Raw genomic sequence first — 17,043 nt, 5'->3', positions numbered from 1 at the left:
TTTTATCCATTACCGTTTATTAAAACCTTAATATGGACGATTTTTTAGCTGCCCGCCTTCAGATGGCCTTTTCCCTTGGCTTTCACATTGTTTTTGCTTGTATAGGAATGGTGATGCCTTTTTTTATGTCACTGGCACATTTTTACTGGCTTAAAACCAAAAATGTAGTTTACCGTGATGTGACTAAGGCATGGAGTAAAGGGGTAGCTATTTTCTTTGCTACGGGAGCAGTTTCAGGAACGGTATTGTCATTTGAACTGGGGCTGCTCTGGCCGAAGTTCATGGAACATGCCGGACCGATATTTGGAATGCCATTTTCTTTAGAGGGAACGGCATTTTTTATTGAGGCGATAGCCCTCGGGTTTTACCTGTATGGCTGGAACAGGATCAACCCCTGGTTTCATTGGGCAACGGGCGTGGTGGTAGGCATCAGCGGTTTGCTCTCCGGAATTCTGGTCGTTGCTGCAAATGCCTGGATGAACAGTCCGGCGGGTTTTGATTACATCAATGGAGAATACCTGAACATTGATCCCATTAAGGCCATGTTTAACGATGCCTGGTTCTCTCAGGCCTTGCACATGACGGTAGCTGCGTTCGTCTCTACTGGTTTTGCAGTTGCCGGGGTTCATGCCTTAATGATCCTTCGGGGCAGAAACGTTGCTTTCCACAGCAAAGCCTTTAAGATTGCCGCAGTATTCGGAACGATTGCAGCCTGTTTACAGCCCATTAGCGGTGATATCTCTGCCAAAGATGTAGCAAAGCGCCAACCAGCTAAACTTGCAGCCATGGAGGCTCATTTTCATACAGAAAGAAATGCACCTTTGATCATTGGAGGAATTCCGGATACCGCTGGTAAAAAGGTGGATTACGCAATCAAAATCCCTGGCTTACTCAGTTTTATGGCCACAGGGGATTTTAACGGCGAAGTGAAGGGACTGGACAGCATACCAAAAGAGGATCAGCCACCGATAGGCGTTACCCATTACGCCTTTCAGATCATGGTAGGGCTGGGAATGGCGATGGTCGGGCTTGCCATCTTGTATTTTATCGCCCTCTGGAAGAAGAAACAGTGGCTGAACAGCAACTGGCTGTTGAAATTATTTGTGATTGCAACCCCTATGGGCTTTATTGCCCTGGAGGCGGGATGGACGGTTACGGAAGTGGGCCGGCAACCCTGGATCATTCATGGCATCATGCGTACAGCTGATGCGGTAACCCCAATGCCGGGAATTGCTTATTCTTTTTACCTTTTTACCGGAGTATACATTTCCCTTTCTGTAATTGTGAGTTTATTGTTATACCGCCAGATCACCATGGTAGGTAAGTTATACGATTCTTCAAACGAAGTCCCTAAAAGCTAATCCTATGATATACGTTGTTATTATTTTTCTCTGGACTGCCATTCTGTTATACATTCTTTTAGGCGGGGCCGATTTTGGGGCAGGAATTATAGAACTTTTTACCTCCAAAGGGAATAAAGACAAAACGAGAAAAACCATGTATGATGCGATTGGTCCCATTTGGGAGGCCAACCACATGTGGCTCATCATTGCGATCGTTATTCTTTTTGTAGGCTTCCCTAAAATATACACCACCGTATCTGTTTATCTCCATATTCCCTTGGTTTGCATGTTGCTGGGCATCATTGCCCGGGGAACAGCATTTGTGTTCAGAAACTACGATGCGGTAGAAGATGACATGCAGAAATTATACACACCAATATTTGTATATTCCAGTCTGATCACCCCATTTTTTCTTGGAATTATTGCAGCAAGTGCAGTTTCCGGAAGGATAGACCTTCAGGCAAATGATTTTTTATCTGCTTATGTGTTCAGCTGGCTCAATTGGTTCTCCATAGCAGTGGGCATTTTTACGGTCAGCATTTGCGGATTTTTAGCGACGATCTTTATCATCGGGCAAGCAGATAACGAAAGCGACAGGAAATTTTTTACGAGGAAAGCGAGGAGAACAATTTTTATGGTTATGTTTTGCGGAGCATTGGTTTTCCTTTCTGCTTACCTGGAACAGATTCCTCTGTTTAACTGGATATTTGGGGATACTCCGGGATTGATTGCCATCATTGCAGCGAGTATCTCCCTGGTAGTGATGTTTTTTATTCTGGAGCGGGATAAGCCAATTATGCTGAGGTTACTGGCCGGTTTTCAGGTTTCCATGATTTTATTTGCAGCAACCTACAGTCATTTTCCGGACATTGTGTTGCTGAAGAACGGAACAAACCTTTCCTTACTTACCCATCAGGGCCAGATCAAAACCATAGAGTCTCTGGCTTATGCACTGCTCATCGGAAGTATCTTTATTTTACCTGCTTTATTTTACCTGATTTACATTTTTCAGAAGCGGAAGGACATTCCTTCAGATCATTAAACAGCTTAAGTACCTCAGTTATGGCCTGATTGCTGTCGTTTGTTGATTCCCTTTTGGAGAGATGGATTTTCATTTCGTTTCTTTATAAAAATAAACAGATGCTGATGTCCAGGTATAATTTTTTAGTGGTTGTTCTTTTTTTGCCAGGCTGGTTTCAGATGCCGGTTGCTGTTGCCCAGTCTTTAACAGACTGTTCATCCTGCATGACCGTTCTCATTAAGGAAGGCCAGATTAAAGAGGCCAGTCTGGACGAATTGCAATTGCTTTCTAACGAGATCTTTGCGAGAAAAGGCCATCGCTTTGGTAAGGAGAAAATCGCCGGTTATTTTAAAGATAAATCCTGGTATCAGCCGGCAAAAAGCAATGCTGCTGTCCGGTTCAGCAATATCGAGCAGCAGAACATCGAATTTCTTAAAAAACGGATAAAGGTCCTGGAGCAGAATAGGGCAGCGCTGATGGCTGCACTGAAAAAGTTTAAAATGCTGGTGCTGACCACACAAAAAGCAGGTGTTTATGGCTATACTCCCGGATGGAAGGAAGATCTTGATTACCTGTCGAAAACGCTCAACAAATTAGATTTTGAGGCCGTAAACTGGTATAAACATAAAGGGATTTACGAAGTTACGGTAGATGATGGCCTGGCCCTGCAGGAGTATAAGCTATATATCGAGAAGGAAAAAATAAGCATCAAAATGGCAAGGACAGGTGGCTCTCCATTGATTAAAGATTTTAGCCTGATAGACGAAAAATCAGTTTCCGAATTCAGCTACCAGTGGATATTTGAATTTACGAACGGTTCTTTCAGGTTCCTGAAGCTGGTCGATATTTAACCCCTGGGTTGAAAAATAAAAGCCCTGATCACCAGGAAAACAATAATAAGCCCCATGATCATGATCATGATTTCTGAAATTCCAACTCTTACTCCGTATATCATCATTTTGCTCTTTTTTTCAAGGTATGCAATAAAAACGCTAATAGTCAGGGTTTCGTTTAAAAAGCATTAAAATAATCAAGCCGGATAAAAATTAGAACACCTGTTAAAAGAGCAAATGCAGCTCAGATACTACAGTTCTGTGTAACAAACTCCTGTATAGAAGAAAAAAATTAATTTTAGCGATTAAACCTAAATCATCTTATAAAGTCTTAACCACATCAACTATAGAAAATACTGCCATTAATTTGACCCGTTATGAAAGCAAGATTCTTCAAATTTACCTTCCAGGCCCTTTTATTTGCCGGTTTTAGTTTATCCGGATATGCACAGAAATTACCGGATGTACAAGCCGCCGGGCTGTTTGCGCCTGCCGGACTAAGGGCTGATGGTAAGAATAAAGAATGGAACGATAGTTTTCAGGCATTAAATAAACGGACCGATATTTACTATACCATCGCTAATGATGAAAATAACCTGTATGTGGCTATTAAATCAACTGATGGGGCAAATAATACCAAAATTATGGCCGGAGGGATTACTTTTTCTGTAAATCCGGATGGTAAAAAGAAAGAAAAAGAAAGCATTACTTTGACTTATCCTGTGGTAAACCGTGGCGGCATGAACCGCGGTGCTGGGCAGGGTGGAGGCCGCAGGCAAATGATGACCGTTATGGGGGGTGCCGGCGGTCAGCAGATCAGCAAACAACAGCGTGATTCCATGATGGCCGCAATGCAGAGAACGCAACTTGCTCAGGTAAAAGAAATTAAAATAAACAGATTTAAGAATACTACAGATACCTTGATATCTATATATAATGAATATGGAATTAAAGCAGTTGCATCTATCGGAACTGATAATGCTTTTTTCTATGAAATTGCCATTCCTCTGGCTGCTTTGGGTCTTTCGAAAGACAGCAATACAGAGTTTGCTTACAACATTAAATTAAACGGATTGCAGATACAAGGCTTTGATGGCGGTGGAGGTGGAGGTGGCTTTGGTGGCGGAAGAGGTGGATCAGGCGGTGGTGGATTTGGCCCCAGAGGTGGCGGTAATTCCGGTATTGATTTTCAGGCACTCATCAGCCCTACAGATTTTTGGGGTAAATACACTTTAGCCAGAAAATAAAACTGACACACACAAACCAAACCATATAGACACGAATGAACCATTTTCACAAGGTTACAGCTTTCCGGCTGCAGCAAGGCCATCGCAGCCGATATTCTGGCGCTTTGAAGAAATTAACACTTTTATTCAGCCTTATTTTTAGCTCGGTCCTTCTTTTTGCACAGGATCAACCCAAAGGACAAAATCCACCACCACCACTTCCAACCCGTGAAATCAGTGGTATTGTGAAGGATTCAACAGACCTAGGCGTGATTGGTGCAACAGTAAGCCTGACCTCTGATAAAGATACCTTAAGGACAAGCACAAATGCAGATGGGATATTTGTTTTCAAAAATGTAAAATCTGCTACGTATACACTATTGGTTCAAAGCATCGGTTATACCGCTTCTAAACCCGTTCGTTACAAACAAAATGATGCCATTCCGAGGATTGTAATGGATCCCATCACCCTAAAGGAAGAAAAGAATCAATTGAATGAAGTAGTGATTAATGGTACCCCATCAATCACCTATAAAACAGATACCGTAGAATACAAGGCCAGTGATTATATCGTCAGGAAAAACGCCACCGTGGATGAACTGTTGAAGAAGATGGAAGGGATGGAAGTAGGGACCGACGGAACAGTTACCCATCAGGGGCAAACGCTGACAAAGGCTAAATTGAACGGAAAGGAATATCTGGGTGGTGACCTCGCCAATGCCATCAAAAACCTCCCTGCAGAAATTGTAGAGAAGATCCAGGTGGTAGATGATTACGGCGATCAGGCAGCCAGAACAGGGGTTAAAGACGGAGATCCGGAAAAGATTTTAAACATCACGACCAGAACAGATAAGTCTGTCGGAAATATGGCCAATGTAAACGTAGGCGCGGGAAGTAACAAACGTTTTGAATCGGGAGTTTTCGCGACCAGGGTCAATGGGAACCAGACGATCGGCGTAAACGGAAGATTCAACAATACGGTTAACGGAGTGGCCCCAAGCGGAGACAATGGAGGTAATTCCGGTGGCGGTGGTGGAAGAGGAGGAAATGGCGGTGGAAACAACAATAACAATTCCGGGGCTGCAGGTGGAAGCGGAGGAACAACGCAAAACGGAAACGGATCCTTTAGTTACCGCGATAAAGTAAGTAAAAAAGTAGAGGTCAACCTGAATTACGGATTCAGTACAACAGATGTCAATTCGATCAATAACAGTACTGCAAGACGTTTTGCTGCCATCGATACCAATGCCGTTCCGAGAATCGTAGACAATGTAACCAATGAGGTGAAGCGCAGCATTGCGGATAACCTGACCAAAAGCCATTATGTCCGGCTGGAGATTGAGGCCGAGCTGGACAGTAGTAATTTCCTGAAGATCATTCCTACGTTCAGATACAATTCAACCAATAACTCCAGAATTGATACCATTTTTCAGGATGGATTTAACCACAGGGACGAATTCAGCAATAACCTGAATAAAAATACAAGACCACAAATTGGTGCAACGGTCTTTTATCAGCATTTGTTTAAGAAACCAAGAAGAAACATCTCTGCTCAGGTGGAACTGAATAGTAACAATCAGGAAGCAGAACAGATTCAGGATTCCAGGTTTACTTACTATGAAAATGTGGAGGAAACCCAGAGCACACAGTCCAGGATCAACAGGATCATCGCACGTAAAAACCTTCAGGACAATTACAGGGGAAGTCTGACTTATGTAGAGCCCCTAACCTTGAATACACAGTTGGAATTCAATGCGCAGGTAAATTATAATGGCTATGACAATACCTCCACTACCAGAGATATTGGAGCAAACGGGAATTCTGCAGTCATTGATTCCCTGAGCAATATTTACGATTATTCCTTTACTCAAGGTCGCCTTGCCCTGAATTATCGTTATGGAATGGACAGGATGTCTAAAGTGAGGTTCTCGTTGGGGTTGACAGCAGTACCGGCAGTACTTTCCGGAACCAAGCAAAGCCTGGGAACAACGACCAACAGAAATAGTTTTAACCTGATTCCAATCGCCCGTTTTGAATACCTCTGGTCCAGACAGCATAAATTACAACTGAACTATTCCGGAAATGCCGTAGAACCTAGTTTTGATCAGCTTCAGCCGGTAAGAGATGTATCCAGCCCGCTGAATCCAATCATTGGTAATCCTGACCTTCTGGCCAGCTTCACACATAGCATCAATGCGAATTACAACAATTATATCGCAAATTCCAGACTGAACTATTCCCTTAATCTGAATGCCTCTATGACCGATAATGCGGTGATCAGGAATGTTGTTCAGATTCAGGATCCGGATCAGCCAGCCAATAGGATCAATGAAACCAGGTACCTGAATACCAATGGCATTTATAACTTAAATGCAAACTATTCGGTCAATAAACAACTCAACGACAGAAAATATAACCTTGCTTTTAGTGGATCCGTAAACTATAACCACGGGATCTCCATGACAAACGGGCTAAAAAATAATACGAATGTATTGACCATGGTGGAACGTTTCGGTCCAAGGATCAACCCAACGGAGTGGTTTGAAATTAATCCGCATGTCTCTTATACCCATACCAAATCATCGAATACACTCCTGGCAGATGCGAACAGAAATACCAATACCCTCGCCCTGAATCTGGATGGAAGAGTTTACCTCTGGGAAACGTATTTGTTTGGCTACAGTGCCAGTAAAAACTATGTAAGAGGGATCAGTTCCAATGTGTCCAGTAACCCATTGGTGATCAATATGTATGTGGAGAAAGAATTGTTCGATCGCAGGGGAAAGGTTACTTTCCAGGCTTTCGATATACTGAATCAGAATAACTTCATTACTCAGGATTATACCGGGAATGCGGTAGTAGATACTAAATCAAATGCGCTGAGCAGGTATTTTATGGTTCGTTTGAGCATGAGATTGCAAAAATGGACTGGTGCAAAGGGCAAAAATGGCAGAGGAATTATGCGTAGGGGGGATGGTAGTTTCATGTAGGACAAAATAAGGTCTGTTCAAAGGCTGGAATCTTTGCCCTGAAGGGGGCAAATCTTCCTATGCCTTTTCGCAGACAAGATTTTGTTGGGGAAATTCTGGGTTAAGGAAGGTTATTCTTGCTCAGGAATTCCGGTTCAACTCCAGCATGGCCTGGGGAGGAGGCAGGGGTTGAATTTATTCATGTTATCTACCTTAAAATCCGTATTTTGGCTAATTAGTCATTATACGGATTTTTTTTTGCGCGATCATTTATGAGAAGACCTTTACTGCTGTTGATACTTTTGTTTCTTTGTTTTATCAGGGCTGGTATGGCTCAGGATCAGATGGCGAGTCCGCAGATTGTGAATTATAATAATGAACAATATAAGGCTGGAATTCAGAACTGGGATCTTGCGCAGGATAAAAACGGGATTTTGTACTTTGGAAACAATGAAGGCTTACTCAGCTTTAACGGATCCTTCTGGAACCTCATCAGGCTTCCTAATTTTACTTCTGTACGTTCAGTGGAGATCGATACTAAAAACCGGATTTTTGTAGGTGGACAGGATGAACTGGGCTATTTCTTTCCCGATGATCATGGGGTGTTGAAGTACCATTCCATTGTACCGCTGATTCCGGAGAAGTACCGCAAATTTGCAGACATCTGGAATTTATCGATTCTGAATGATGAAGTGGTTTTCAGGACCACAACAGCCATTATCCATTATAAAGATGGAGCCGTAAAGGTGTTTAAACCGGAGGTGTCCTGGGAGTTTTCCGGTGAAGCAAGAGGGCAGTTGTTTGCACATTCCAAAGGACAGGGCCTGATGGTCTATGAAGAAAATGTATGGAAGCCTTATTGCACTGATCCGATTCTGAACAATTCTGCGGTAACCGCAATTATGGAATATGCTAAAGATACTTTATTGGTTTCCACCTTAAAGAATGGGTTGTTCCTGATGCATGACCGAAAACTCATTGCAAAGAAAACAATGCTTGATGGTGTTTTTTATAATGACCGGATTTATTATGCGAAGAAAATTGAAGGAGAAAAGTACCTGATAGGAACAACCTCAGGAGGGGTAATGATCATTAATAAGGCAGGCAAACTGGTTCAGAGGTATACGTATAGGGATGGTTTGCAAAATAACAATGTGAGGGCTTGTATCATTGATCAGAGCAAAAATCTATGGCTGGCGCTCGATGACGGCATTGACTACATCGCAATCAATAGCGCCGTCAGGAATATTTTTCCTGATAAAAGTAAACAGATCACCAGTTATGCAGTAGCCGGATTCAATAACCGCCTCTATATCGGAACTTCAAATGGCCTCTACGTGACACCTGTGGAACCTGGTCTTAAAGACCTCAGTCTCTCCAAAGGAAGCTTTACAGAAGTTAAAAACACCAAAGGGCAGGTCTGGAGCCTGTCCGAACTGAACAATCACCTGTTAATGGGGCATGAGGATGGCTTTTCAGTGATTGAAGGAGAAATCGCCCGGCAGATTTATTCAGTGCCCGGAACCTGGTTGTTCCAGCCTGTTTCCAACGTTTTCCCATCTGCGGATATTATTGCGGGCTCTTACCTCGGCCTTCAGAAAATCAGTTATCAGAATGGGAATTTTATCAATGGAGATAAGGTCGAAGGAATCACAGAGTCTTTGAGGTTCATTGCTTTTGATAACGATAACCACATCTGGGCCTCTCATCCTTATCATGGAGTATATAGGTTCGAGCTTTCTGCTGACTATAAAAAGATCGTTAAACAAGACGTGTATACTGACAAACAAGGGCTTCCTTCGTTTATGTATAATTATGTTTTTAAGCTCAAAAACAGGGTGGTGATTGCTACCGAAAATGGGGTATATGAATATGATCCGATAAAAAACAGATTTACACCTTTTCCTTTGCTCAACAGTGCATTAAAGGGAATGCCCATTCAATATCTAAAGGAGGATGCTAAAGGAAATGTCTGGTTTGTCTCCAATAAAAAAGTAGGTGTACTTGACTTTACGCAACCTCGTGAAAACCAGCCTTTTTCTATCCATTATTTTCCTCAGCTGGATGGGAAAGTAGTTGGAGGTTTTGAATCTATTTATGTGATGAATGCTGAAAATGTGTTTATAGGCGCAAATAAAGGAGCTTATCACCTCAATTATACCAAGTATCTGCAAAATACTTCCAGACCTCAGCTGGTGATGGGGAGCATTCGCATCATCGGGAAAACCGACAGCGTGATCTTTGGAGGTTATTTTATGAAGAATGATGCGATCATCGCTTCTCAAGACCTCTCAGGCAGTCTGAGGATAGGCAATGCTTTCAATTCCCTGCACTTTGAATATTCCTCAACTTTGTTTGAACACCGGAAGAACATCGAGTTTAGCTACCAGTTGGTCGGTTTTGATAATACCTGGTCTCCATGGGGGCAAAAAACAGAAAAAGACTATACCAATCTGCCGGCAGGAAAATATACGTTTACGGTGAAGGCAAGAAATAGTGTAGGCAATGAATCGGATCCGGTTTCCTATTCCTTTGAAGTATTACCAGCCTGGTATCAAAGCATCTGGATGTATGTTTTTTATCTGCTGCTGGCTGGCTTGCTGATCTATCTCTTATTTAAATGGCAGAAAAAGAAACACCGCATCGAACAGGCAAAACTGAGTTACCTGCACCAGTTGGAAATGGACCGTTCGGAGAAGGAAATTGTCCGTTTGGAATACGAAAAACTGGAAGCTGATGTAGATTATAAAAACAGGGAATTGTCGACCATGACCATGCATCTGGTGCAAAGGGGCAAGGTGCTGGCTAAAATCAAAGATGTCATCTCCACTGTGATTAAAAACCATGATATTAACGATAGCTCTCCAAGTTTCCGGCACCTGATCCGTTTGATTCGTGATGTAGAAAAGAGTGATCAGGACTGGGATAATTTCTCCATGCATTTCAATTCTGTAAATGCTGATTTCTTTAATAAGTTAAAAGACCTGTATCCTGATCTTACCCCTAATGAACTCAAGCTGAGTGCTTACCTCAAAATGAACCTTTCTACCAAGGAAATTGCACAGCTGATGAACATTACCATCAAAGCAGTAGAGGTAGGGCGTTACCGTTTGAGGAAGAAACTGCGCCTGCAGCCGGAAACCAATCTCTATGATTTTCTAATTACCATCTCCAGGTCTGATGTAACGGGTTGATTTGATTTAAGTTATTTGTTTTCAGTTAGTTAATGTTTGTTTGTAGTAGTAATGTAGGGGCTCTTATACAGGCCCTCCGGGACTTCTATGGCTTGTGTAGTGGCGGTGTAGGCCTATCTGTTTGTACAAATATTTCCCTCCTGATATAGATTTGATTCTGCCATTGCAATACGCTTTGGCCAGCTAACCAAATATTAACTAACCTAAATTAAATCGTATGAAAAGAAGTATTACTCTTATTTTCTTCGTGTGCTGTTTACTTATTTCCCCCTTTGCCTCCATGGCACAAGAAGTAACAGTAACGGGCAAGGTAACTGAGAAAGCAAATGGGCAACCATTGCCGGGAGTTACCGTCACAATACAAGGCAGTTCAAAAGCAACGAGCACAGACGCAGCGGGAAGGTATTCCATCGTTGCAACTTCGGGCTCAAAACTGGAATTTCGTCAGTTGGGCATGAAAATCCAGATCATTACCGTATCAGGAAGCACGGCCAACGTAGCATTGGAAGGAGATGAAACTGCACTTAGTGAAATCGTAGTGATTGGTTACGGAACACAAAAGAAAAGTCTCGTAACCGGGGCAATTTCTTCTATTAAAGCCGAAGACCTGAAAACGGTCTCTTCCGGCAGGATCGATCAGGCATTACAAGGCAGAACTGCTGGTGTAAATGTGATCCCGAACTCCGGTGCACCAGGCGCGGGAATGAGCATTCGCGTAAGGGGAGCTGGTTCCAACCGGAAATCTGATCCTTTGTACATTGTTGATGGAGTGCGTGCAGGTGGGATTGAATTTCTTGATCCTTCGGAAGTCAGCAATATTGAGATTCTGAAAGATGCAGCTTCCGCAGCGATTTATGGAGCAGAAGGTGCCAACGGCGTGGTAATCATCACTACAAAATCAGGTAAGGCAAATTCTTCTGTGATCAATTATACTTTTCAATACGGTATACAGTCGGCCAGAAATAATGTGCAGCCAATGGATCCCTTGCAGTATCAGCAATATTTGTCGGAAGCAAAACTCAGCGGACCCAGCCTTGCCGAAGCACAGGCTGTAGGAGCCGGCACCAATTGGGTAAACGAAGTTTTTGATACCGCACCTTTACAACACCATACCCTGAATTTTAGTGGTGGCTCTGAAAAATCAACCTACCTGATCGGGATGAACTATTTTACGCAAAAAGGGATTATCGGGAGCGACAAATCCAAGTTCGATAGGGTGACCATCCGCATCAACTCAGACCACAAGATGAAATCATGGCTGAACATCGGTGAACGCCTTTCTTATTCCAATTTCACGAACCGTGGGATTTCAGAAAACACAGAGTACGGCTCTGTTGTAGGAAGTATGCTGGCTTATGACCCACTTACGCCGGTTACCTATACAGGAGCGCTACCTACACATGTGAAGAATGCATTGGCCAGTAATTTTCCACTGGTAAGAGATGGAAACGGGAACTATTATGGCATTTCCCCTTATGTTCAGGGGGAGTATGGCAACCCGCTGGCCATGATTGCAACGACCAATTCCAGAACGAACCAAAATAAACTGGTAGGTAATGTCTTTGCTGATGTTGAACCAATTGCCGGACTTAAGTTTACCACCCGTTTTGGTATTGATGCCGCATTCGTTAGAAATCATGCCTGGAATCCTACTTCCTGGTATTCCAGCGAGAAAACAACACCAATTGCCAACGGATCAGATTACCAGCGCAACTATTTCAACTGGCAATGGGAAAATTACATCACCTACAGTAAAAAAATAGGGGACCATAATTTTAGCGCATTGGCAGGTACTTCTGCCATCAAAAGAATGTACAATAACATTGAAGGTTCTTATTCAGGTATTTTTAGAAATGAGGATAAATGGGCCTACCCTGAATATGTTCTTGAAGCAAAAGAGAAACTATCGACTTTTACAGGAAGATATGATGCAAGTACCTTACAATCGTACTATGGACGTTTAATGTATGATTACAAAGATAAATACCTGTTTGCTGCGACATTGAGATATGATGGATCTTCACTTTTTCCGGCCGACAGGCGTTGGGGAACATTCCCTTCCGTATCCGCAGGCTGGGTAATGTCTAAGGAAGATTTCTTTACATCTGGTGTATCCAAAGTGGTGAATTATGCAAAATTAAGGGGTAGCTGGGGACAGAATGGTAGTTTATCTAATGTGCCAATCGGCTCCTGGCAGAGTTTTGTTGGCCAGGGACAGAAATATACCGATGCGGATGGGAATTTTATACTCGGAGCCTCCCCTACAAATTTACTGAACGCATTCCTCACCTGGGAAACCAGCGAGCAGCTTGATTTTGGTCTTGACCTGAGCCTGTTCAACAGCAGAGTGACCTTTACTGCCGATTACTTTAAGAAAACCACCAAAGACCTGATCACCAATGGGGCGGCACCTTATATTGCAGGAAATGGATTGAATGATGTCAACAGCGGAAATGTAGTCAATAAAGGCTGGGAATTTGAGCTGGCTTATAACAACGGAAACGAAAGGGCATTCAAATATGAGATTGCATTGAATCTGAGTGCACTTGATAATAAAGTGACTAAAACCAATCCACTTTATCCGATCATTACGGGAGCCGGAGTAGGTACGGGCTGGTCTGCTACCCGTTTTGAGAAAGACCTGCCACTTTGGTATTTCTATGGGTATAAAACCGATGGTATATTTCAAAACCAGGCAGAGATCGATAAATACATCTCAGACAATAAGCTGACCGGATATGCGCCAAAACCGGGCGATCCAAGATTCGTAGATGTCAACAAAGATGGTTCAATCGGTCCGACTGATCAAACCAATATAGGAAATGCTTTTCCTGACTTCACCTATGGTGCAAGAATCACTATGAGCTACAAAGGTTTTGATTTTTTAGCCTTTCTACAAGGCTCGCAGGGAAATGATGTATTGATGGGCTTTGTTCGTAATGACCGTCGTACTGCCAATAAACCTGATTTCTTCTTTAAAGACAGATGGAACGGTGATGGAAGTACAAATACTTTCTTTTCTGCAGGTGCAGATGCAAAATCATATAACAGTGATATGATGGTATTCGATGGTTCATTCGCCAAAATCCGTCAATTGCAACTTGGCTATACCCTTCCAAATTCTTTCACCAATAAGATCAGTGTTCAGAATGTACGGCTGTATTTCTCCCTGGATGATTTTTTCACTTTTACCAAGTATAAAGGCCTTGATCCTGAAGGAGGAAATGCCGGGGGTAATAGTATCGGTATAGACAGAGGAGTTTACCCAACACCAAGAAAAGCATTGTTTGGACTTTCATTTACCTTTTAATTTTAATTCTCATGAAACCATCATTGGCATACCTATACCACTAAAAATGAAAAAGCTAATGATCGCTTCATATCCATTAAAACAAATATATTCCCATGAAAATATTTAATACAAAAACCGTGATATTGGGTATGGTTACCCTTTTTCTGGCCTCCGGATGTAAAAAGTTTCTTGATCAGGAAGTTCCTGGACGTCTGGATGAGAAGGAGTTTTACAAAACAGATGCAGATGCTAACCTTGCAATTGTAGGGGTCTATGACATTATGCAATCTGATTATTATAAAGGAGGGTGGAACAGCATGTTGATGCTGAAAATCATGCCCTCAGACGAAAGTAATGCAGGAGGGGCAAATGGTGGTGATCAGCCAGGTTATCAGGAGCTGGATAAATTCTCAGCCACTTCTCAGAATGATAAGGTTTCTATCGTATGGCAGAAACTATACATTGCAGTGTATAGGGCCAATAAGATCATCAATAAAGTAAGTCCTGAAACAGACATACGTAAACGGGTAATTGCAGAAGCTAAGTTTTTAAGGGCTTACAATTATTTTGACCTGGTAAGTATGTGGGGGGATGTTCCATTGGTCACAGATGAAATTGATCCAAGCCAGTATTCTTCTGTAGGGCGGAAACCTAAGGCCGAGGTATATGCAAGAATTGAGGCTGACCTGAAAGAAGCTATTGCCGGATTGCCATTAAAGAGTGCTTATGCTAAAGCGGATCGTTTCCGCGCTTCTAAAGGTACAGCTCAGGCGCTATTGGGAAAGGTTTATCTGTATCAGAAGAAATGGACTGAAGCGGCAGAACAGTTTGATCTGGTGATCAATTCGGGACAGTATCAACTGGCGGAGTCTGTTGGAGATGCATTTTCCAAAGCGGGGGAGTTTGGTAAAGAGTCCTTGTTTGAAATCTCTTATACCAGTACGGCTGCTTATGATTATGGAAATTTCCCATGGGGAGAAACTCCTGAAAGCAATATTCACGTGCAGCTTTGGGGCCCGAGATCTGATGCAGGATATAAAAAGGCACCCGCAGATTCACTGGTTGGAGGCTGGGGCATGAACCTCGCTAAAAGAAAATTATATGATGCCTATGTCAATGCTGGTGATGTAGTGAGAAGAAAACAAATCATTATGTCAAGGGAAGAGCTCATTGCCGGTGGAGGAGAATTCCCGGCCACAGGTGTGTATGACTTTGATGGTTGTTTTCAGCGCAAATACGGATCCTATATCAGTCAGTCTGCGAGTACACCAAATGCGGTTATTGAAGTGAATTATGGAACCAACTGGCGATTTATCCGCTATGCAGATGTCGTTCTGATGGCTGCTGAAGCCAGTTTCCGGGCTGGAGCAGAGCCTAAAGGATTGGATTATCTCAATTTGCTGAGGTCAAAACGGAACATGACGCAATTGTCTGGCCTGGCCGGAGATCCATTATTTAAAGCAATTGTATTGGAGCGGCAACTGGAACTTGCATTTGAAGGATTCCGTTGGTTAGATCTGGTAAGGTGGGACCTTGCACAGCAGGAACTGGGACCTCTTGGCTTTGTGAAAGGAAAACATGAATTGCTTCCTATTCCTTACAATGATGTCATTACTGCTCACCTGACTCAAAACCCTGGATATAACTAGAACATATAGGTTTAGCGGTCTTTCTTTATGACTGCTAAACCTATCTTAAGAACCCAATACCAATTTATGATGACGAAGAGATTGCTTCCTTTTTTATTCCTTTTACCAGTTTTATGCGCGCATGGTCAGCAAGGAAGACCGGTTGTTAAAACAATTACTCAATACACTACTGCCTTGGGAACGGATCTGCGCATCAGTAAAACAGGGACATTATCTTCGCGAAGTATGCCTCAACCACTGGAGACAGAAGTCTGTATTTTTATCGATCCTTCTAAAACCTTTCAGTCTGTTATTGGCATTGGCGGATCCATTACAGATGCAGTGGCTGAAAACTTTGCTAAATTGCCTGCGGCCAGTCAGCAGGAATTTCTGGATGCTTATTACAGTAAAGATAAGGGGATTGGATATACCCTTGCCCGGACCAGCATTCACAGCAGTGATTTTTCCAGCGGAAGTTACACCTATGTAAAAGACCAGGATCCGGAGTTGAAGACCTTTACAGTTGCCCATGATGAGCAATACCGAATTCCACTGATCAAAAAAGCCATACTTGCTGCGGGAGGTAAGTTGCCCCTGTATGTGAGTCCATGGAGTCCTCCCGACTGGATGAAAACAAATAACAGCATGCTGAAAGGAGGAAAGCTAAAACCCGAATTCCGTCAGAACTGGGCTGATTACTTTGTGAAATTCATTAATGCCTATGAAGCTAAAGGAATCCCGGTCTGGGGGCTTACTGTTCAAAATGAACCAATGGCTACGCAAAAGTGGGAGTCTTGTATTTATACCGCAGCGGAAGAACGTGATTTTATTAAAGAATACCTGGGACCAACATTAAAGAAAAATGGAATGGCTGAAAAGAAACTGATTGCCTGGGACCATAACAGGGATCAGATTTTTCAAAGAGCGAACATTTTATTGTCTGATCCTGAAGCTGCCAAATACATCTGGGGAATAGGTTTTCATTGGTATGAAACCTGGACCGGTAGTGGAATGTTGTTCGAAAATGTGAAATTGGTGAAAGAAACCTTTCCTGATAAACAACTCATTTTTACAGAAGGTTGTGTGGAAAAGTTTAACCTGGACAGTGTTAAAAACTGGTCTTTGGGTGAACGCTATGGCTATTCCATGATCAATGATTTTAATAGTGGTGTTTCTGCCTGGACCGACTGGAACATGTTGCTGGATGAAAACGGAGGCCCCAATCATGTCGGTAATTTTTGTTTTGCCCCCATTCATGCTGATCTGAAGAGCGGCAAGCTCATCTACACCAATTCCTATTATTATCTGGGACATTTCTCGAAGTTCGTACAGCCAGGTGCCAGACGCATTGCTGCTTCCTCAAACCGGGACCTGTTGATCAGTACCGCGTTTATAAATCCGGATGGAAAAATAGTGATCATCGTGATGAATAAATCTGAAAAAACGCTTCCTTATCATTTGTGGATGTACGGAAAATCCTCAGAAACCACCAGTTTACCTCATTCCATTTCAACGATTATTATCGATTAACAGATTA

9 protein-coding genes are annotated in these 17,043 nt (G+C 42.7%); all 9 read left to right on the top strand.

Features of this window, described 5'->3' with window-relative positions; genetic code table 11:
* Positions 1 to 32 precede the first annotated feature (32 nt).
* The 9 genes from BUC20_RS22340 (at position 33) to BUC20_RS22300 (ending at position 17,036) form a co-directional block, all read left to right on the top strand.
* On the top strand, positions 33 to 1,361 hold the full coding sequence (locus BUC20_RS22340; protein WP_073233267.1) for a cytochrome ubiquinol oxidase subunit I: 1,329 nt from the start codon (positions 33 to 35) through the stop codon (positions 1,359 to 1,361).
* A 4-nt stretch (positions 1,362 to 1,365) separates the two neighbouring features.
* A complete protein-coding gene (locus BUC20_RS22335; protein WP_073233265.1) occupies positions 1,366 to 2,385 on the top strand; it encodes a cytochrome d ubiquinol oxidase subunit II in 1,020 nt (339 codons plus the stop codon).
* Between the two features lie 104 nt (positions 2,386 to 2,489).
* Positions 2,490 to 3,215, top strand: a complete 726-nt coding sequence (locus BUC20_RS22330) for a YARHG domain-containing protein (protein ID WP_159441147.1) — start codon at positions 2,490 to 2,492, stop codon at positions 3,213 to 3,215.
* A 359-nt stretch (positions 3,216 to 3,574) separates the two neighbouring features.
* Positions 3,575 to 4,444 carry a hypothetical protein gene (locus BUC20_RS34105; RefSeq protein WP_073233261.1) on the top strand — a complete coding sequence of 290 codons (870 nt, stop codon included), beginning with the start codon at positions 3,575 to 3,577 and terminating at the stop codon, positions 4,442 to 4,444.
* Between the two features lie 35 nt (positions 4,445 to 4,479).
* The gene (locus tag BUC20_RS22320; protein WP_073233259.1) at positions 4,480 to 7,413 is read left to right on the top strand and encodes a TonB-dependent receptor; all 2,934 of its coding nucleotides are present in this window, start codon (positions 4,480 to 4,482) and stop codon (positions 7,411 to 7,413) included.
* Positions 7,414 to 7,664: 251 nt separating this feature from the next.
* Positions 7,665 to 10,586 (top strand): triple tyrosine motif-containing protein, encoded by a 2,922-nt coding sequence (locus BUC20_RS22315; RefSeq protein WP_073233257.1) that lies wholly within the window; start codon positions 7,665 to 7,667, stop codon positions 10,584 to 10,586.
* A gap of 217 nt (positions 10,587 to 10,803) precedes the next feature.
* Positions 10,804 to 13,896: a SusC/RagA family TonB-linked outer membrane protein gene (locus BUC20_RS22310; protein WP_073233255.1), complete on the top strand. Its 3,093-nt coding sequence runs from the start codon at positions 10,804 to 10,806 to the stop codon at positions 13,894 to 13,896.
* A gap of 95 nt (positions 13,897 to 13,991) precedes the next feature.
* The gene (locus BUC20_RS22305) at positions 13,992 to 15,527 is read left to right on the top strand and encodes a RagB/SusD family nutrient uptake outer membrane protein (RefSeq protein WP_073233253.1); all 1,536 of its coding nucleotides are present in this window, start codon (positions 13,992 to 13,994) and stop codon (positions 15,525 to 15,527) included.
* 66 nt (positions 15,528 to 15,593) lie between these two features.
* Positions 15,594 to 17,036 (top strand): glycoside hydrolase family 30 protein, encoded by a 1,443-nt coding sequence (locus BUC20_RS22300; RefSeq protein ID WP_073233992.1) that lies wholly within the window; start codon positions 15,594 to 15,596, stop codon positions 17,034 to 17,036.
* Positions 17,037 to 17,043: the final 7 nt, after the last annotated feature.

Origin of the sequence: Pedobacter caeni, assembly GCF_900129215.1 — a bacterium.
In the GTDB taxonomy this organism is placed as follows: domain Bacteria; phylum Bacteroidota; class Bacteroidia; order Sphingobacteriales; family Sphingobacteriaceae; genus Pedobacter; species Pedobacter caeni.
This window is presented reverse-complemented; position numbering and strand designations above follow the sequence as displayed.

Coding starts and splice junctions, on each gene's coding strand:
- BUC20_RS22330 (WP_159441147.1), top strand. CDS start 2,490: ATGTCCAGGTATAATTTTTTAGTGGTTGTTCTTTTTTTGCCAGGCTGG.
- BUC20_RS22300 (WP_073233992.1), top strand. CDS start 15,594: ATGATGACGAAGAGATTGCTTCCTTTTTTATTCCTTTTACCAGTTTTA.
- BUC20_RS22340 (WP_073233267.1), top strand. CDS start 33: ATGGACGATTTTTTAGCTGCCCGCCTTCAGATGGCCTTTTCCCTTGGC.
- BUC20_RS22310 (WP_073233255.1), top strand. CDS start 10,804: ATGAAAAGAAGTATTACTCTTATTTTCTTCGTGTGCTGTTTACTTATT.
- BUC20_RS22335 (WP_073233265.1), top strand. CDS start 1,366: ATGATATACGTTGTTATTATTTTTCTCTGGACTGCCATTCTGTTATAC.
- BUC20_RS22320 (WP_073233259.1), top strand. CDS start 4,480: ATGAACCATTTTCACAAGGTTACAGCTTTCCGGCTGCAGCAAGGCCAT.
- BUC20_RS22305 (WP_073233253.1), top strand. CDS start 13,992: ATGAAAATATTTAATACAAAAACCGTGATATTGGGTATGGTTACCCTT.
- BUC20_RS22315 (WP_073233257.1), top strand. CDS start 7,665: ATGAGAAGACCTTTACTGCTGTTGATACTTTTGTTTCTTTGTTTTATC.
- BUC20_RS34105 (WP_073233261.1), top strand. CDS start 3,575: ATGAAAGCAAGATTCTTCAAATTTACCTTCCAGGCCCTTTTATTTGCC.